The sequence below is a fragment of the Mariniphaga anaerophila genome (genome assembly GCF_900129025.1).
Taxonomy (GTDB): domain Bacteria; phylum Bacteroidota; class Bacteroidia; order Bacteroidales; family Prolixibacteraceae; genus Mariniphaga; species Mariniphaga anaerophila.
Genome location: NZ_FQUM01000001.1, coordinates 392,776 through 411,209, shown reverse-complemented (window position 1 = coordinate 411,209; position 18,434 = coordinate 392,776). Strand labels below are relative to the sequence as shown.

Here is an 18,434-nt window from a genome sequence, read left to right as displayed (position 1 = left end):
GCACAAAAAAGGCATGCTTGTTTTCAGAATTTATTCGGTTAAGTTATCAAGCACAGTTTTAATTAAATGCTCCATTTTTGGCCGGTAGTTTTCATTTGCCTGGCCGGTTACCCGGTTGGCAATAATAAGGCAAACAGTAAGCGCATTGTGCCCAAGCATTTTTGAAAGCCCGTAAATTGCAGAACTTTCCATTTCAAAATTGGTAATTTTTAGTCCTTCAAACTGAAATTGTTCCAAAAGCTGATTGAGTTGCGGCATTGCCAGCGGAATGCGCAGCACACGTCCCTGTGGTCCGTAAAAACCGGGAGCGGAAATAGTTACTCCTTTTTTGAATAATTCGGTGTCGAATTTTGATATCAATTTTTTTGACGAATTTACAACGTAAGGAGTAGGGAGCGAATTTTTCCAGCCGGTAAACGATTTAAACGCTTTTTCGAAAGGTAAATCGCTGATCAGTTCGCGATCGGCATAAAAATTCAGCATTCCGTCAAAACCGATAGACTTTTGAGAAATAACATAAGAATTAACGGGAATATCTTCCTGTAAACTTCCGGAAGTTCCGATTCGAACAATGCTTAACGACTTTTTTTCTTTTTTGATTTCCCGTGTTTTGAGGTCGATATTTACCAGAGCGTCCAGTTCGTTGAGAACAATATCAATATTATCAGTTCCTATTCCTGTTGAGATAACCGAAATTCTTCGATTTTTATACAACCCGGTTATGGTTTTAAATTCGCGGTTTTGTGCGGAGAATTCTATGCTGTCAAAAAAGCCGGCCACGGTTTCTACCCGGTCCTGATCTCCAACCAAAATAACCTGATCGGCAACGTTTTCCGGTTTCAGGTGTAAATGAAATATTGTTCCGTCATTATTCAGTATCAGTTCCGATTCTTGTATCATTTCTTTGTGTTTATGTAGGGTAAAACTATTCAAAACAAGGCAAATAGCCAACGCTTGGCACGGAAACATATAAACACCTCCGCATCCATTTTTTTGTTGAAATGGAAAATATGTTAACAACTTCGAAGAAAAAGCCAGCCTGCCGGAGTGAAAATATTAGATTTTAATGGCTTAAATTTTTACTTTTGAATACGTAAAACCAAAATTGTGGCTCATGTCTTTTAGAATATTTTCCCTTCAGCTTATGGGCAAAATTAAGCCTGTTGAAAAAATTGAATTGCAGAGAAAAAATCTTTTGGATGATTACCAGGAGTTTACACATGTGGAAAATTCTGATGAACTGAGGGAGTTTCTTGAGCTGGAAAAGCACATTCAATCTGCTGATTTTAATGCTGTAAAAAAAGAAATTCAGCAGTTGCGTTTTAAGGGGAGTAAAGAGGAAGGGGTGTTGAAAGAGTTTGAGCAACTAAAAAAAAGCAGTGGCATTAAAAAGTATTTTAAACTGGAAGGCTCGGCAGAGTTGAAAAGGTTTGAAACAATTAAAGAGTCAGACAAATTAACAGAGTACAAACAACTAAAAGAGTTTGTGGAGAATGGTGAATTCCGCACGGTTAAGGAAGAAATGCTGCGTTCGGTTTTTAAGGGTTCGGAAGAGCAACAAAGGGAAAAAGAATACAATAGCCTGAATAAGAAACCCGGAATTAAGGTTTATTATGAGCTTTTTGAGTCGGAATTACTGAAAAAGCATGAAGCTGTATCGCATTCGGAAAAGCTGAAAAAATACTTTGAGCTGAGGGATCTTTCGGTAAAAGATAAGGATAAAAAAAGGGAATTTGGCGAGTTGAAAAATGATTCTGAAATTAAAAGTTACCTGAAATTCGACCGTTCAAAAAAATTGAAACTCTACAAAGAAACAGCAGACAGTTATCATTTAAAAAAGCATCAGGAGCTGAAAACTGAAGTAGAAAGCGATGATTTTAGAAAACGGGTGGAATATTTGAAAGACAAGAAAAAGTTTGAAAAAACAGAGGCCTTTAAAAAGAAGACAAGGCTGAAAGAACTGTCAGCAAGCGACGATATTAAGTTTTATCTGAAATTTGAAAAGTCGTCGTTATTGGATAATTATCTGAAAGTTAGTGAATCTGCTGAGTTGAAAAGATATGTAGAGCTAAAAGATTTGGTTTCGTCGGAAGATTTTTTGAAACGCAAAGCTTACCTGGATGATCCGAAAAAGTGGGAAAAGTCGGAAGAATACGCTACCGAGCAGAACTACTTTGAAATGAAAAAACGGCCTCACCTGGTTAAGTATTTTAAGTATAAAGGAACCGATGCGTTTGACTTTTTCAGGCAGTGGACTGTTAGTTTTGAAGATGATTTCAATTCTAAGAAACTGGACACTGAAAAATGGAGTACGGTGTCGGCAGAAGCAGAAAAAACGTTGGGGCAAAATTATGCGTTGCCCGGCGATTTGCATCTTTTTACTGACGGAAAAAATATTACAACCGAAGGCAAATTGGTTATCGAAACTAGAAAAGAGAACACCAACGGAATGGTATGGAAAATGCCTGCCGGCTTTGTCCCTGCTGGCTTTGAATATACTTCGGGATTGGTTTCCACATCGAAAAGTTTTTGGCAGCAAGACGGCATTTTTGAAGCGAAAATAAAATTCAACCCGGTAAAAGAAACAGTGAGTTCGCTGGCACTAAAAGGGGAAAAAGCTTCTCCGGGAGTGTATCTTCTGGAAATGGGATTGAAAAACCGGTTGGGAATTGCAACTGTCAATGCCACCGGAAAACTGGAAATGAACGGCCTCGATGTATCGAACCTGAAGAAAGGCGCCTGGTATATTTTTACCTGTGAAAAATCAGGCAGCGCTTTTACCTGGAAAATTAATGATGTTGAGGTGTTGAAACTGGAAGACCACTCGGTCGGTTTCCCGCTGCAAATTTTTCTGTCAACAATTGTAACCGATCAAATAACACCATCGAAATTGCCCGTGCGTTTTCAAACAGAGTGGGTGAGGTGCTATAAAAAGAATGCCTGACGTTCTGTAAAGACTATTCTATTTCGCGAAGTTTTGCTGCGTATTTTTTGAAATTTTCTACACCAAAAAGTACAAACCTGATGTGCCTGACGTATTTTAGGTCAGGAACTATTTTAAATATGGTATGAAGCGAAACCTCGGCCGCTTCTTCAAAAGGATAGCCAAAAATGCCCGCAGAAATAGCGGGGAACGCCACCGAAGTAATTTTGTTTTTCTCTGCAAGCAGCAGCGCATTCCGGTAGCAATCGGCCAGCAACCTGCTTTCCGGTTTGTCTTTCCCGTAAACCGGCCCAAGGCAGTGAATCACAAAACTGTTGGGAAGATGATGTGCTCCTGAAATAACAGCCTGCCCCGGTTCTATCGGGGCCATGCTACGGCATTCTTCTGCCAGCCCTGGTCCGGCCGCACGGTGGATGGCGCCGGCAACACCGCCTCCGGGCATCAGTTGTGCGTTGGCTGCGTTTACAACAGCATCAATTCCGTGTTGGCTAGCAATGTCTCCACAAACGGCTTCCAGTGTTACTTTTCCTGCCAGCTTTTTTTCGCTATTCATTTTAATAACCTCTTTTGTTGAACAGAATGTATCCGAAATTAAGCGTCAAATACAAGTTTGTATTGGCCTTGTCGTAGTAATTCAAAGATATGCTGGCCGGACCCACTCCGGTGTGGTAAACCAGTGCTGCCATTCCCTGTAGATAATAATTTGAAAAGATTTTGTCGCTTTTGTATGCAGTAAGGTCTTCGTTGGGACGCTCCTCTTTTATCGGTAAAAAGCCGTGGCCTTCGAGCCTGAGATGCAAGCTGGGGTTAAATTGAAAAATTGCTTTTAGCCCGCCGCCGATGTAATTGTTCGAATGAAAATTTTCAATAAACAAAGACCGGCTGTGAGGAGTGGGGTAGTAGCCCGGAGCTGATAACATGGTCGACCTGTAATTCTGAAACATTTTTTTATTGCTGAATACCACTTCAGCCTGCGTTCCCAAAGTGAAATTATTAGAAATGTTAAAGTATTTTGCCGACGTGGCCTGCGCCAACCAAAAATCGTGGTGGCGTGCTGATTTTGCAGTAGCTGTGGATGTTGTCCCCGGTTTATTCGTTTCTCTGCCGGTAATGTATTTTAAACTGATTGAATTAAAAGATCCTTCTGTTGCATATTGCTTGTAATTCAGAGAGTTATTTTCCAATCCGGTATTAATTACGAAAGCATTAAATGTAGTAACATCAGGAGTGTCTTGTTTTTTAAATACATCAGTTTGGTAATACTCATCTGATGAATTTGCAAACGCTCCCATGGTGTAAAGTTTAGAATGGAGCCCCAGCGGTATTCCGCCTTCAAACCGAATGTGATATTCGTCCTGAATAATGAATGGCGGTCGCACGTCTTCGAAAAACAACTCAGAACTGGAAGCGAAAAAATCCCAGCGGTTGAATGTGGTGTAACCGGCCAGGTAGAAAGGGAGCGAGGTTGGAAAATCAATTCTTCCACCCAACTTAAAAGAGCTGTAAAATCTTCCGAAGTAAATATTCGAGCTGAACGTGTAAGCCCGCCCTTTGTATGAGCGATAATCGAAACTACCGTACCCCTGGTTGATGGGTTTTGTGGAAATATTCCCGCCGATATTAATCCTCATTTTCTTTTCGGGAGTAACCTTCAGGTGAAGATCGTAATACCCGGTTTGAGGGTTGTAGTAGGCCACCGGCCTGATTGATTTCAGGTGCTCGTCGGCTATGAGCTTAAAATAGTCTTTCTTTAGCGAACTCAATGGAACAACATTGTAGCGGTGTTTTATCGACTGGATGATAAATTTGCGCTGCATGGGATCAGGCACGCCTTCAACCTGAACATTCTGAAAATAAAGCTCAGGTTTTTTTGAGTTGAACTGTCGTCTTCTTTTGGTGATTTCCTGCAAATCTACCCTTCTGTGAATCCGGGTTTTTATGCTGTCAATCATTTTTTCTGCAGTTTTGCGGCCTTGCTCGGCAATAAAATCATATTTCTGAAAGTCAAGCAGGCTGATGTCTGAAAGTTCAGTCTCCAATAAAATGCCTTTTTCCGGCGGAATTTCGTAGTTGGTCGGGCGCATCACAATATTTGTAATCTGCTCCATCACATTGTCCGAATCCGGAACTTTTGCGCCGTCAGCTACTTTGTGCCCTATTATGATGTCCGGGTTGTAAAACTTTTCCATCAAATCCTGCGGAAAATTATTTACAATGCCACCATCGAATAAAAGTTTTCCGTCAATTTTAATGGCTCTGAAATACAACGGGAAAGTCATTGAAGCCCTGATTGCTTCACCCAAATCGCCTTTTCTCAGTACTGCCGGCTTATTGGAATGTACATCGGTTGCCACGCAAAAAAAAGGAATCATCAAACTGTCGAATTGATTTTTGCAGGCGGCATTGGTCGATGCCAGTAACTCCATAAAAGCGAAATCCATTTGTTCCGGTGGAATTATGTTAGTCGGAGGCAAAACCGTAATCTTATCTTTTTTCTTTTCAATCCGTAACTCCAACCACGACGGGTTGGGCTCGGGCTGTGTAAAATAGTAACGGTATTCTTTCTGAATGCGGCCGGTGGACCAAAAGTAGAAATCATCAGAGCGAAACAATTCTTCCATTTCATCGGGCGAATAACCCGCTGCATACAATCCGCCAACTATGGCACCAATAGATGTGCCCGCAATGTAATCAATGGGGATTCCGTTTTCTTCGAGGGTACGGATAACTTCAATGTGGGCAATTCCTTTTGCCCCGCCTCCGCTTAGAACCAGTCCGACTGATTGAGCCAGACTTATTGTTGAAACAGAGACTGCTATAATTAAACTAAACAGACTTTTCCACATGGCGAGTATAATGCTTTCTGAACGGTATCAAAATTACAAAAAATGCATCGCATGATCCGTGGTTTTGGGAAAAATCAGGATTCGCTTCGGTGAACGGCCGAAAAAGAGTTGCCAGTTGAGAAATTACTAATCTGCTTCTATTTTTTTTCCCAGGCTTTGGAAACCTTCTCCCAAAATCTCCCGGGCATCCATAATTGTAATAAATGCGTCCGGATCAATTTTTCCGATGTATTCCTGTAAAATGGCTACCTCGCGCCGGCTTACCACGGTGTAAATAATTTGCTTCTCTTCTCCGGTAAACATTCCTTCTCCCCGCAGATATGTTCCGCCACGTTCCAGGTCAACCAGTATTTTGTTTTTGATTTCTTCGTGTTTATTCGAAATTATAAGCAAAGCCTTGTTGTAATCAGCTCCTTCCAAAATCATGTCAATTGCACGGCCGGTAATGTAAATAACTACCCACGAATAGAGCGGAATGAGCCAGCTCTTAAATGCAAGCAGTCCCATGAGAACGATTACCGAATCGACATAAATCATCAGTTTTCCCAATTGGAGTTTGGTGTATTTGGCAATAATCATTGCAATAATATCTGAACCTCCCGAGGTGGCACGCGATTTAAATATTAGCCCGAGCCCGACTCCAATAAGCACTCCTCCAAAAATACTGGATAGCAGTACATCGTTTACAAGCGGTTCGTCACCTGCCGGGCGTAACATGGCAATACCATCAATAAAAGCCGATGCAAGTACAAAACCAACGATGGTTTTTACACCAAAACGCGGCCCCAGAATTTTTATTCCCGCAATAGTGAGTGGAATATTCAGAATAAGACCAAACAACCCGATTGGAATCCCGTCGGGCCAAAACGAAAACATCCCGCGAGTAAGGTAGTGGACCACAATAGCAATACCATACACACCTCCGGGAACTATTTTGTGCGGCGTAACAAAATACACAAACCCTATTGCAAGAATAAAAGAACCAACCAGGATTAGGGTGTAATCAATAAACCATTGTTTACTGAACATTTTTTGTTTCGACAGAAAAGCCATAAACTTTATTTTTTACAAGTGAATAATTTTATTTTTTTGGAGGAGTTACAGACGACGGAAAGCTTTCTGCAGCGTTCCAAAGCGCTTTGTTTGGAGCAGAGCCCATTTTAAACCGAATGAGTCCTCCTTTTAATAACTCGCCGTGCGTAAAATACGATTTGTTTAGATCTTGTCCCAGAAACTCTGCCTTTTGAATGTAAAAATTAGTTTCTGCTCCTTCTGCTTCAATGGTGAGCTGTTTCCCGTTGGGGAGTTCTATTTGCACCTTTTCAAACAGTGGGGAACCGATAACATATTCCGGAGTTCCCGGGCACACAGGGTAAAATCCCAGCGCCGAAAAAACATACCAGGCCGAAGTTTGTCCGTTGTCTTCGTCGCCACAATACCCATCCGGCGTTGGTTGGTACAGTTTTGTCAGCACCTGGCGGGCATGTTGCTGCGTTTTCCACGGCTGCCCGGCATAGTTATAAAGGTAAATCATGTGCTGAATGGGTTGGTTTCCGTGGGCGTAATTTCCCATGTTAACAATTTGCATTTCCCTTATTTCGTGAATGGGGAAACCGTAGTACGAGCAATCGAAAACGGGAGGAACAACAAAAATAGAGTCGAGCATGGTTGTAAAACTGTTGTGTCCGCCCATATGCCGGGCCAGGCCTTCTACATCATGAAAAACGCTCCACGTGTAGTGCCAACTGTTTCCTTCGGTAAAAGCGTCGCCCCATTTGTAGGGATTGAATGGCGATTGAAATTCTCCGTTCTCGTTTTTGCCACGCATTAATTTTGTTTCCGGATCAAAAACATTCCGGTAGTTTTGCGCTCGTTTTTCAAAAAGGCTGATTTCTTCTTCTGGTTTTCCCAGTGCTTTCCCCAGCTCGGCAATGCAATAATCTGCATAAGCGTATTCCAAAGTACGGGCGGTATTTTCGCGAATATCCACATCGTAAGGAATGTATCCCAATTCGTTGTAATACTCTGCGCCGTAACGTCCAACGGAACTTACCGGACCTTTTCCTTTTGTGTTTTTCAGAATGGCTTCATACAACGTTTCAATATCGTAACCACGAATTCCTTTGAGGTACGAGTCGGCAATAAGCGAAGCCGAGTTGGACCCAATCATGCAGTCGCGGTGCCCGGGACTGGCCCATTCCGGAAGCCAGCCACTTTCTTTGTATGCGTTTACCAGTCCGTCCATAATCTGGCTGTTCAAATCCGGGTACATCAGTGTGAAGAATGGGAAAACAGCACGAAACGTGTCCCAAAATCCATTGTCGGTAAACATGTATCCGGGAAGAACCTCACCATTGTATGGGCTGTAATGTACTATTTTCCCGGCGGCATTTACTTCGAAAAATTTGCGGGGAAACAGCAGAATCCGGTATAACGTACTGTAAAAAGTTCGCGCTTTATCAATGTTCGGTGTTTGAATTTTTATTTTCTCCAGCTCGCGGTTCCATTCCGATTTTCCTTCGGCCACCAGTTGGTCAAATGTTTTGTCCGCAATTTCCTGTTTAAGATTTAGTTCTGCCTGTTTCAAACTAATAAAAGACGAAGCAATTTTTATTGAAATTTTTTCTTTTCTGTTTGTGTTGAAATGGAGAATTGCACCGGTGTGCAGGTCTTTTAATTCAGCCTTTCCTTCAAAAAACGATTCGTTGTCAGTGGTGAAAAACGTTTCGAACGGTTTATCGAATTGCACCACAAACCAGTTTTTGAAATTTGCCGGAACACCGCCGCTGTTTTTTGTGGTGTAGCCGGTTACCTTGTTTTCTTCCGGAATGATTTTTATATACGAACCTCCGTCAAAGGCATCAATAATGATGTTTGAACTGTCGCTTTCCGGAAAAGTGAACTGAAAAAAAGCTGCCCGCTCTGTCGCTGTAAATGCCGTTTCTACATCGTAGTCTGCCAGGTAAACTTCGTACAAATAAGGTTTTACGGTTTCTGCTTTGTGCGAGAACCAACTTGCGCGGTCAACTTCACTAAAAACGGGTTTCCCGGTGGTGGCAAAAACTGAAAACTGCCCATAGTCATTTATCCACGGGCTTGGCTGGTGAGTTTGTTTGAACCCCCTTAGTTTGTTAGCGTCGTACTGATACAGCCAGCCGTTGCCCATTTTGTTGGTTTGCGGCGCCCAAAAATTCATTCCCCAGGGTCGCGCAATGGCCGGGTAAGTATTTCCGTTACTCAGGCTAAAATCCGAGTCGGATCCCATTAGCGGGTTGACTAGTTCAACCGGGTCGGTAATAAAACTGTTTGTTGCGGTTTCTGAACAAGCAGAAAGCAGAAGGGTGAGTGCGGCGATAACAAACGTGATTTTCATTTCAATAGTATTTTAGTATCCGTTTTTTAGTTGGTCAAAAGTAATATTTTCTGACGTGAAAATCTTTGACTGTTTTCAGGAAACGGGATTCTACAGAAAAAAGTTACCCGACGCTGCAGAACCTTTCCGCAAGATTAATCTTTTGCGTCGCAACCGGGTCCGATTGAGCTTTCCGTTAAGCAAACCGTATGTTTGTGAAAAATTCTGATCATGCAATTAAAAAAACGCTGGAACAATTTTCCGTTCAGTCCCGAAAAAATTCCTTTTTTCTATGGCTGGGTAATTCTGTTTGCTTCAACAGTAGGTGTGCTGGCAAGCGCTCCGGGGCAAACCATGGGGGTTTCAACATTTACTGATTATCTGATAAAACACATTCATATTAGCCGGAATCAAATAAGCAGCGCTTACATGATTGGTACCATAAGCAGTTCGTTTCTGCTAACCTGGGCCGGAAAACAATACGATAAGTTTGGCGCTCGCTGGACAACCGTTACTGCGTCAATACTTCTTGCCTCAGTTTTGCTTTTGTTAAGCCAGTCAGATCGGATTGTACATTTGTTTGTTCAGAGTCAGGATTCGGCAATTTATACTGGTGTTGCCATTGGTGTGATGGTTTTGTTATTCTTTTTGCTGCGGTTTTCGGGGCAGGGAGTACTTACAATGGTTTCGCGAAATATGTTGATGAAATGGTTTATTGCCCGGCGCGGTTTTGCAAACGGAATTTCTTCGGTTTTGATAACGCTCGGTTTTTCCATTGCACCGCTTACTTTCGACGGGCTTATTCAGGAAACGTCGTGGCGGTATGCCTGGATACTTATGGCTGTTGGCATCGGAGTGGTGTTTATGTTATTTGCATTTTTCTTTTTCAGAGATAATCCCGAAGATATGGGCATGTTGCCCGACGGGGAAAAACACGGGCACAGGGAACGCAATGTAACCATAAAACCGTTTAAACAATTTACTCTGGCTGAAGCACGAAAAACCTTACCGTTTTGGCTTTATGCACTGCCGCTGGCTTTTTATTCGCTATACATAACCGGTTTTACTTTCCACCTGGTTTCTATTTTCGACCAGGCCGGACTGGGGCGTGAAAAAGCACTTTCCATTTTTATTCCTATCTCGTTTATGTCGGTTGGTATCTCATTTTTCGGAGGATGGATAAGCGACCGGATTCGTTTAAAATACCTGTTGTACATATTTCTGACAGGTGAAATAATTGCCCTTTTTTCTTTGGCAAACATGAACGGAGGTTTTTATTATTACGGGTTTATTGTTGGGCACGGCATGGCAAATGGTTTGTACAGCGTTTTAATGACAGTTACCTGGCCGCGGTTTTACGGCCGCGACAACCTGGGGCGAATTTCTGGTTTTGTAATGTCAATTATTGTGTTTTTTAGCGCCATTGGGCCGGTGCTTTTCAGCTTTTCGCTGACCCGCCTCGGCAGTTACAGCTTTGCCAGTTATGGCCTAGCCGTTTTTATTCTGGTGCTTGCATTTTTGAGCTCCCGGGGAAATAATCCGCAGGATAAATTCGAGATTGAGCAATCAAATGATTAGTTTTGGAGAATCAACAATCTGAGCTGGAGTGCCAGTTCTGTTCTTAAACCTAATATCATTAAAATGAAAAAGACAGCATTGCTTTATCTGTTTTTGGCTGCTTTGTTTCTGACAGCCTGCGAACCAAAAGTGCCAACCGGTGAATGGATTTCTATTTTTGACGGAGAGACTTTTGACGGGTGGAAAAAATCGATGGAGAATTCAGAAAGTTTGGCCATTGAAGACGGCGCCATAAAATGTTCGGGTCCGCGTGCACACCTTTTTTACAAAGGTAATTTTAAAAATTTTGAGTTCGAAACCGAAGTAAAAACACTGGAGCATTCCAATTCAGGTATTTTTATACACACCAAATATCAGGCTGACGGATGGCCTGAAAAAGGGTATGAAATTCAGGTGAATAATTCATATCGCGGAAATGAGAACCATCCCGAGCGCAGAAAAACAGGAAGTATCTACAATATTCGTAATATCTATTTTCCGCTGGTTAACGACAATGAGTGGTTTAAAATGCGTGTGAAAGTGGTGGAAAATCGCATCGAAGTTTTTGTGAACGACGTAAAAGTGAATGACTACATTGAGCCGGAAGACCCGTGGAGGCCGGAGGGAGCTGAAGGGCTAAAACTGAATGGCGGAACTTTTGCGTTGCAGGCTCACGATCCCGGAAGCACCACTTATTACCGAAACCTCAAAGTAAAGGCATTGCCGGATGGAGAAAAGAAAAAGCCGGAAGTGGAAAAAGAGTGGGATACTCTGGTTACCAAACTTATGCGTGCAGGATTTCCGCTTATCGATTATCATGTGCATTTAAAAGGTGGGCTGACCATCGAAGAGTTGGTTGAAAAATCTCAAAAGCTTGGCATTAATTACGGAGTCGCTCCCAACTGCGGGTTGCATTTTCCGGTTACCGACGATAAATCGCTTTTTGAATATATTGAATCGGTTAAAGGAAGTCCTACTTTTAAAGGGATGCAGGCTGAAGGCAGGGAATGGATTACCCTTTTTTCGCCCGATGCAGTTGCCAAATTTGACTATGTTTTTACTGATGCCATGACTTTTACCGATTACAAAGGACGGCGCAACAGAATATGGATTCCGGAAGAAGTTTGGGTGGACGACAAGCAGCAGTTTATGGAACAAATGGTGGGGAAAATTGAAGCCATTATGTCGCAGGAGCCGGTTGATATTTATGTGAATCCTACTGTTTTGCCTGCCGAAATCAGAGATGAATACACCGAGTTGTGGACCAAAGAACGCATGGAACGGGTGGTGAAAGTACTGGCAGATAATAACATCGCATTGGAAATAAATGCACGTTACAAAACGCCGTCTGCCGAAATGATAAAAATGGCAAAAAAGGCCGGAGTGAAATTCACTTTCGGAACAAATAATACGGGGCGCGATTTGGGCAGGCTGGAGTATTGCATTCAAATGCTAGAAGAATGTGAACTGACGCCAAACGATATGTTTGAAATAAAACCCGACGAATTGAAGCCGGTAAAAGTAAAAGGGTTGCCGGAAAAAATAACAGGTTAATTTACATGGGAGATTCTCTTTTTTTGAATGGAAAGAAAATACACAGCGACTGGTTTTCATTTCTAACCAATGAAAACCGGTCGTTGGTGGCTAATATAGAAACTGAAGTGAAAGAAAACGGTTTTACTCCGTCGGCCGAAAATGTGTTGCGTTTTCTGTCGTTTCCTTTGTCTTCTGCAAAAGTTATTATTCTGGGGCAGGATCCGTACCCGCAGCCTGGTGCGGCAACCGGCAGAGCTTTCGAAGTTGGTACTTTGAAATCGTGGAATCAGCCGTTTAAAAATATATCTCTTAAAAATATTTTGCGCACTTTATACAAAGCATACACCGGAGGCGACATTAAGTTTTCCCAACTTAAAGAAAAGTTTGACAATGAATTTCCGGTTTTGCCTCCGGGAAAGCTTTTTTCGCACTGGGAAAAACAGGGCGTGTTGCTGCTTAACACTTCGTTTACCTGCGAGCCCGGAAAGCCCGGCAGTCATCAAAAAAAATGGGAGGAATTTGCATGCAGACTGCTGCCTTATATTCGGGATAACGCTCCTTTGGCTACGTGGTTTTTATGGGGAAACCATGCACAGGCAGCAGCCGGACATCTCCACCTCAAAAGAAAAATAGAAACCATGCACCCGATGATGTGCTACAATAAACCGGGGCGCGATACCGATTTTTTATTCGGAAAGGTGAATTGTTTTGAACCGTTTGTTGGAGAAATTGACTGGACCGGTTTTGGGCTTAATAAGGGAATTAAAAATGTCCCTTCGCTTTTTCAATAAAAGTCGAACTGTTTGCCGTAATCGTTGAAAATACCTTTTTTTTCTGCTGCCGTTACAATCAGGTCAATCGCCTCTTCGTCGTTAAATGAAGCCCTGTTTATGCACAGATCAAACAAATCGGTCTCTGGCGATTCCTGCCGTATTGCTTTGCGAAAAGCCTTTCTTTCCCGTTCTACTTTGTTTATAAATTCGATGGCTTCTTCGCGGTTCAAATGATTATTGTCGATTATGGTTTTAATCCGGTATTCGAGCGGAGCCAACAGCCGGAGGTGCAGGGCATTTTTTATATCGTGAGCGATAATGTGTGCTGCCCGCCCTACAATAATACAAAAGCCTTCTTTGGCAAATGTACAGATCACTTCGTTTACTGTTTTAATGACCTTCTTTTCGCTTTTGAATTTTTTTGTGCCAAATGCATTTAAAATATCATTGAACCCGTAAGTGTCCGAATACATGAATACCCGCTTCACTTTTTCGGGCTCCATGTCGAGCTCCTTTGCGCTCTGAAAAAAAACTTCTTTGCTTAGTACTTTCCATTCGGGGCCCAAATGCCTGCTGTTTAGTTTGTCAGTCATTTTATGGGCGAGTTTTACTCCATTACAGCCAACCTCACGCGAGATTGTAATAAGCGGTCCCGGAAGCTTATTCTTGTCTGAATATGTTTGTTGATGTCCCATTCTTTTTGTCAGATATTCAAGTAACGCGTTGCTCATTTTTGCTGCTTTTGTTGCCAAGTTACAGGATTAAAACGAAAATCTTTATGTTATAAAAATATGTTTTTGGGCTTTGTTTGCAGGTCTGTGTTTCCTGAATAGATTAATGTTTCTTTTATTCGGCCATTTAATTTGCTTCTCATTTTTGTAGTCCGATAAAAATGTGATTCATTTGATGAAAGTGTATTAAATATCAATTTATTTTAAAATTTGAAATAAACATTTGTTTGAAATATTTTATGAGCATTGAGTTTTGTTTATTTGTTATTTATTGAAAATTAAACAAAATACAAATTGGTATGTTTTAAATCAGGAAAACAGAAAACAGGACAAATGATTTAAAGTAGGGAAAGATGAAAGAAGATTTATTATTCAAACCGGTGAATGGGAAAGTAAAGTCGAACGGCAACGGGCACTCCCGCGAAGAAGCCAACGGATACGAAATATTGGGAGACCATCATATTGGTACTTCTGCTGAAACTCCAATACGCAGCGATGCTTTTGATAAATCGGACGATGAAAAGATTGCATTGATTGAGGACAAGTTTAGGGACATAATGGAAACCATCGGGCTGGATTTAACCGACGACAGTTTGCGTGGAACGCCACACCGGGTCGCAAAAATGTTTGTGAAAGAGATTTTTTATGGGCTAAATCCTGCCAATAAACCAAAAATATCGGTATTCGATAATAAGTTTAAGTACAACGAAATGTTGCTTGAGCGCGACATTAGTCTGAATTCCTTCTGTGAACACCATTTTCTTCCGATTGTGGGAAAGGCGCATGTGGCCTATGTTTCCAGTGGAGAAGTAATTGGCCTGAGTAAGATTAACCGCATTGTAGATTACTTTGCACGCAGACCACAGGTTCAGGAACGGTTAACCGTGCAAATTGCCAATGAGCTGAAGAAGGTATTAAAAACTGAAGATGTGGCTGTGGTTATTGACGCCAAACACATGTGTGTTTCGTGCCGTGGTATTGGCGATGAAAGCAGCACTACCGTTACTGCCGAGTATTCAGGTAAGTTTAAAGACAAAGCGGTGCGGGAAGAATTTTTGCGGTACATCAATTTGTAACTCAATCAGTTTTTTTGAGCTACGGTCGAAAGCACGCAGCGTTTTAGGGCTGAAATGTGAAAACAAGGAGTGCTTTAATTTGCTACTGCTTTTGTATTCTGCCGTCCATATCCTCTTTTCTTTCGGGAACAAGCGGAAATTTGATTGGTTTTTTATCGCGGGTGGAGCGGTAAATTGCCGTAAATAGTTCAACTGTTTTTCTTCCGTCTTCTCCTGTAACCAGCGGTTCTTTACCGGTTTCAATGGCGTTGAGAAAATCTTCAATTTGGCGTTCCATATAAAAAATTGTCGGGTCAATGGATTTAAACAATTCAGTATCTTTTTTGACCCATTTTGCAAGCTGTTTTTCTTCTCCGGGGATAGTCCACAAATCGTTTATGGGAGGTTCCAGAACATTTGATATGCCCGCCACAAACATTGCTCCACCATCGGTTTGTACTCCTACCGATGCGCCATTTTCTCCATGAATGTGTACTTTTCCGTATATCCCAGGTTTTTGAGAATTACTGACAATTACGTTTCCAACGGCACCACTTTTAAACTGAATGATTGCCAGTGCAGTGTCGTCAACTTCAATGTATGGGTGGTTTAGGTTTCTCCATACTCCGTAAACCTCGTCAATTTCTCCCATGTACCAAAGCAAAATATCAAGTTGATGGGGCGCCTGATTTACAAGAACACCGCCTCCCTCCATTTTCCAGGTACCGCGCCAGGCATCGGCATCGTAATAGTTTTTGTCGCGCCAACCAAGCATGTTAATTGTACCGAATACCGGTTTTCCAATCTTTCCGGATTCGATAGCTTTTTTTATTCGCATTACCGGAGCATACCATCTTCTTTGGCTAACAACGCCCAGTTTCACTCCTGCAATTTTACACGCCTCAATAATTGCGTCGGAATCTTCAAGAGTTGAAGCCAGAGGCTTTTCAATTAAAATGTGCGCTCCGGCTCGGGCAGCTTCCTGCGCGGGTTCGCGATGAAAAGGGTGGGGCGTGCAGATGATTGCCAGGTCGATTTGGGCATTTTTAATCATTTCTGAAATGCAGCAAAAAGACCGGGTTTCGTATTGGCTGGCAAATTCTTTAGCAGTTTTTTGCGTTCGGCTCCAAACGGCGGCTAATCTGGCATTAGGTAAGTTTTTGATAGCTTGTGCATGCAGGTGTGCTACTTTCCCACATCCCAGAATGGCAATATTGAACATTGGTTTTTTCATATTCAGTTGGCTGTTGTAAAGTTGATTTTTTCAAAAATACCACTGTTCAAAAATAACCAATTGCCAGAACTTCATGCTGTTTTTTTTACTTCAACATGAATTTTGTATCGGGGTTTTTGCCAGTCGAACTTTCTTTGTTTTAAGAAACTGAAATTTCGTGTCGGAATTTAAAAATACAGGTTATTCCCTTATTCTTGAAACAAGGATTCCAGCAGGTTGCGCGTGGCTTCGTTGTAAACCCCGTCAATGGCCAGGTTAGGTAATCTGGTTTGAAGTTCTTTTACCCCGGCTTCAGTTTTTGGGCCAAATGCTCCGTCGGATGTACCTATATTAATGTTTAAAAGTTTGAGCGCATCCTGTAGGGCTACAACTGCTTTTCCTCTACTTCCAATACGAAGTACCGGGTCAGGAATTTCGAGTTTACTCTTCGGCGCTAGTCGTTGATAGGCCAAAACTGTATTTAGCCGATATGCGGAAACAGACACACGGTTTCCCTGGTTTCCTCCAAGGCAGTACACTCTTTTTTTGTCGAATGAAACACCCAGAAAAAAACCTACATGTCCTTTCCAAGACTCCGGACTCTCGCGCCAGAAAACAACAATGTCGCCGGGCTCGGGCATGTTTACCCGGGTTCCTACTGACAGCCATGAACGTGCGTTTGCTTTGCCTGAACTTTGAAGGCCAGCCTTTTTTGCTACCCAGTTGACGAACGTACTGCACCAGGGAATTTCGTCGCTGGTAATTCCCGAGATTCCTGTCTCTTTAGCGTATTTCAATATTTCAGGATTGTGTCTGTTGCCGGGAATTTCTTCTGTCCCCAATTCGTTGAATGCGATTTTTAACAGGCTTTCCATGTTTATCTTTTTTGGGTTTAAAAAAGTCTCCAAAGGCAGAATGCCTTTGGAGACACATTTAATGGTTTGTTTTACTTGGCAACTCCCAAGCCGGCAAAAAGCTTTTGGAAGGAATTGGCCTCAATGGCGAAAACGCCATCGTTTCCAATCATGTTAATCGGCCTCCAGAAACTCTTGTCGAAAAAGGAGAGTACCCCCTGGTATGTATTTAACCCGGCGGGCTCTGTTACTCCCCAGGGATTTCGCAGAATAATATAACTTTTACTGTTCTTGTATGCCCATCCTAAAACGGTGTACGCATGGTTTCCAACTACGTTAGTTCCCGTATAATCTTTGCTGGAACCGTAAGTCCAGGCGGTCATCGGGTGAATGGTTTTGTAGCTTGCTGAATTTTCGCGAACAATGGAAAAGAGTTTGCTTCCGGTTCGTCCGCTGGTGTTGTAGTAATGAGTGGATTTGTTGTTTAGCTGAGCAGTAGCTTTTACCGGATCGCCGAAAGCCGTCTTCGTGATATCAGGTTTATCTGAATTTGTTTTTAAAATCCACTTGGCAAAAGCTTTTTCGTAAAGTGCAGGGTATATTTCTCCTGCATCGCGCGACCGACAGTAAATCGGTTGGTTGTTTGACGTCCGGACAATAGTTTTATCTGTTACTTCTACCAGCTTTGTAGGGGCGTTTTTTCCGCCTCCCTTGGAATAAAACTGGATGGCATTTACGCGGTCGGCTTCACCTGTTCCGGTAGCACGGTTGCGGTGTATAATGCGGTATGGGTCTGCCCAGGCAATGGCCGAAAGCGCGGCAATAAAATAACAGTTTCCAATAGCTCCCTGCACGGGGTCTGAAAATTCGGTAACATCTTTAAAGAAGTCGCCCATGTCTTTCCATACGCCGTTTCCCGGAGTCCAGTCAGCAGAAGAACCTGCGCCCGCTCCAAGCAAAATGTTTGCGAGCGGCTTGCTTAATCTTGTTTTCGAAATGGTTTTGTCCAGCTCAGGAACTTCCAGTTTTAAGTTTAGAATACCGCGCGTTAAAACGCCCGAGCGGATAGTGGTAGCGTTGATGTTGTTAATGCCAACCTTTTTTAGCTCTTCCAGTGTTTTTAACTCGCTAACATCAGGAGTGTCAGAATCATTGTCGCCCCTAATAGTAATTTCAGACGCTTTTACAGGCTCAGCCATGTTTTCTTTATTCAGCTTTAACCCTGCAAAAATCGGGGAGTTAAACTTCATGTCGAATAACTCGCTGTAGTCCGTTTCCAGTGCATCTTCCATTATTTCAATGGATGCTTTGTTTGTCCAATCGATTTTTCTGCCCACCAGTGCTTCGGTAAGGGCATAAGGGTTGATGGCACCTACGTTCAAATTTGTTACTTTGTCCATTACTTTTTAGATTTTAATGGTTGTGAAAAATTAGTGATTATAGAAATTGTTGCTCCAAATGGATTCAACAATATTCTGTTGAAAGTTGCTTCTGTATATTAGTTAATGGTTCTATTTTCATTTCCTGAATTTCTAAGATTCAGCCATTATATGTTTTAACTAGGTATTTATGC

At 42.2% G+C, this 18,434-nt stretch carries 14 protein-coding genes; 5 read left to right on the top strand and 9 right to left on the bottom strand.

All coding sequences use genetic code 11. The features are described from left to right. Positions 1-30 precede the first annotated feature (30 nt). Positions 31-900, bottom strand: a complete 870-nt coding sequence (locus BUB08_RS01540; protein WP_072998873.1) for a nucleoside phosphorylase — start codon at positions 898-900, stop codon at positions 31-33. A 214-nt stretch (positions 901-1,114) separates the two neighbouring features. On the opposite strand from BUB08_RS01540, the gene BUB08_RS01535 reads away from it, so the two are divergent. Continuing rightward, positions 1,115-2,944, top strand: coding sequence for a glycoside hydrolase family 16 protein (locus tag BUB08_RS01535; protein WP_072998273.1), 1,830 nt, complete (start codon positions 1,115-1,117; stop codon positions 2,942-2,944). A 13-nt stretch (positions 2,945-2,957) separates the two neighbouring features. Here the strand turns inward: BUB08_RS01535 and BUB08_RS01530 are convergent, their stop codons facing one another. The 4 genes from BUB08_RS01530 to BUB08_RS01515 all read right to left on the bottom strand — a co-directional run bounded on the left by BUB08_RS01530 (position 2,958) and on the right by BUB08_RS01515 (position 9,163). Then, positions 2,958-3,497 (bottom strand): macro domain-containing protein, encoded by a 540-nt coding sequence (locus tag BUB08_RS01530; protein WP_072998271.1) that lies wholly within the window; start codon positions 3,495-3,497, stop codon positions 2,958-2,960. A gap of 1 nt (position 3,498) precedes the next feature. After that, complete coding sequence (locus tag BUB08_RS01525; protein WP_072998269.1) at positions 3,499-5,790, bottom strand: patatin-like phospholipase family protein; 2,292 nt, start codon at positions 5,788-5,790, stop codon at positions 3,499-3,501. 126 nt (positions 5,791-5,916) lie between these two features. Beyond that, positions 5,917-6,843, bottom strand: a complete 927-nt coding sequence (locus BUB08_RS01520; protein ID WP_072998268.1) for a YitT family protein — start codon at positions 6,841-6,843, stop codon at positions 5,917-5,919. 28 nt (positions 6,844-6,871) lie between these two features. Then, positions 6,872-9,163, bottom strand: a complete 2,292-nt coding sequence (locus BUB08_RS01515) for a GH92 family glycosyl hydrolase (protein ID WP_072998266.1) — start codon at positions 9,161-9,163, stop codon at positions 6,872-6,874. Positions 9,164-9,373: 210 nt separating this feature from the next. Here BUB08_RS01515 and BUB08_RS01510 point away from each other — a divergent pair, with 210 nt between their 5' ends. From BUB08_RS01510 to BUB08_RS01500, 3 genes are all read left to right on the top strand, one after another. Continuing rightward, positions 9,374-10,720 carry an MFS transporter gene (locus BUB08_RS01510; protein WP_072998264.1) on the top strand — a complete coding sequence of 449 codons (1,347 nt, stop codon included), beginning with the start codon at positions 9,374-9,376 and terminating at the stop codon, positions 10,718-10,720. A gap of 63 nt (positions 10,721-10,783) precedes the next feature. Continuing rightward, positions 10,784-12,253, top strand: coding sequence for a DUF1080 domain-containing protein (locus tag BUB08_RS01505; RefSeq protein ID WP_072998263.1), 1,470 nt, complete (start codon positions 10,784-10,786; stop codon positions 12,251-12,253). A gap of 5 nt (positions 12,254-12,258) precedes the next feature. Then, positions 12,259-13,026: a uracil-DNA glycosylase gene (locus BUB08_RS01500; RefSeq protein WP_072998261.1), complete on the top strand. Its 768-nt coding sequence runs from the start codon at positions 12,259-12,261 to the stop codon at positions 13,024-13,026. Here BUB08_RS01500 and BUB08_RS01495 read toward each other — a convergent pair. After that, on the bottom strand, positions 13,020-13,739 hold the full coding sequence (locus BUB08_RS01495; RefSeq protein ID WP_139249580.1) for a cytidylate kinase-like family protein: 720 nt from the start codon (positions 13,737-13,739) through the stop codon (positions 13,020-13,022). The two genes, BUB08_RS01500 and BUB08_RS01495, sit on opposite strands and share 7 nt — an antisense overlap. A 353-nt stretch (positions 13,740-14,092) precedes the next feature. Between BUB08_RS01495 and folE the strand changes: the two genes are divergently transcribed. Beyond that, entirely contained in the window at positions 14,093-14,815 is a 723-nt protein-coding gene (gene folE / locus BUB08_RS01490; protein ID WP_083570513.1) for a GTP cyclohydrolase I FolE, read from the top strand. A gap of 82 nt (positions 14,816-14,897) precedes the next feature. On the opposite strand, the gene BUB08_RS01485 is transcribed toward folE, so the two are convergent. The 3 genes from BUB08_RS01485 to BUB08_RS01475 form a co-directional block, all read right to left on the bottom strand. Further along, entirely contained in the window at positions 14,898-16,028 is a 1,131-nt protein-coding gene (locus tag BUB08_RS01485; protein ID WP_072998258.1) for a Gfo/Idh/MocA family protein, read from the bottom strand. A 188-nt stretch (positions 16,029-16,216) separates the two neighbouring features. Beyond that, positions 16,217-16,882, bottom strand: a complete 666-nt coding sequence (locus BUB08_RS01480; protein ID WP_072998256.1) for a C40 family peptidase — start codon at positions 16,880-16,882, stop codon at positions 16,217-16,219. A 71-nt stretch (positions 16,883-16,953) separates the two neighbouring features. Further along, positions 16,954-18,261 (bottom strand): C2 family cysteine protease, encoded by a 1,308-nt coding sequence (locus BUB08_RS01475; protein WP_072998254.1) that lies wholly within the window; start codon positions 18,259-18,261, stop codon positions 16,954-16,956. Between the last annotated feature and the right edge of the window lie 173 nt (positions 18,262-18,434).

Coding starts and splice junctions, on each gene's coding strand:
- BUB08_RS01480 (WP_072998256.1), bottom strand. CDS start 16,882: ATGGAAAGCCTGTTAAAAATCGCATTCAACGAATTGGGGACAGAAGAA.
- BUB08_RS01525 (WP_072998269.1), bottom strand. CDS start 5,790: ATGTGGAAAAGTCTGTTTAGTTTAATTATAGCAGTCTCTGTTTCAACA.
- BUB08_RS01475 (WP_072998254.1), bottom strand. CDS start 18,261: ATGGACAAAGTAACAAATTTGAACGTAGGTGCCATCAACCCTTATGCC.
- BUB08_RS01515 (WP_072998266.1), bottom strand. CDS start 9,163: ATGAAAATCACGTTTGTTATCGCCGCACTCACCCTTCTGCTTTCTGCT.
- folE (WP_083570513.1), top strand. CDS start 14,093: ATGAAAGAAGATTTATTATTCAAACCGGTGAATGGGAAAGTAAAGTCG.
- BUB08_RS01510 (WP_072998264.1), top strand. CDS start 9,374: ATGCAATTAAAAAAACGCTGGAACAATTTTCCGTTCAGTCCCGAAAAA.
- BUB08_RS01485 (WP_072998258.1), bottom strand. CDS start 16,028: ATGAAAAAACCAATGTTCAATATTGCCATTCTGGGATGTGGGAAAGTA.
- BUB08_RS01500 (WP_072998261.1), top strand. CDS start 12,259: ATGGGAGATTCTCTTTTTTTGAATGGAAAGAAAATACACAGCGACTGG.
- BUB08_RS01540 (WP_072998873.1), bottom strand. CDS start 900: ATGATACAAGAATCGGAACTGATACTGAATAATGACGGAACAATATTT.
- BUB08_RS01530 (WP_072998271.1), bottom strand. CDS start 3,497: ATGAATAGCGAAAAAAAGCTGGCAGGAAAAGTAACACTGGAAGCCGTT.
- BUB08_RS01495 (WP_139249580.1), bottom strand. CDS start 13,739: ATGAGCAACGCGTTACTTGAATATCTGACAAAAAGAATGGGACATCAA.
- BUB08_RS01505 (WP_072998263.1), top strand. CDS start 10,784: ATGAAAAAGACAGCATTGCTTTATCTGTTTTTGGCTGCTTTGTTTCTG.
- BUB08_RS01520 (WP_072998268.1), bottom strand. CDS start 6,843: ATGGCTTTTCTGTCGAAACAAAAAATGTTCAGTAAACAATGGTTTATT.
- BUB08_RS01535 (WP_072998273.1), top strand. CDS start 1,115: ATGTCTTTTAGAATATTTTCCCTTCAGCTTATGGGCAAAATTAAGCCT.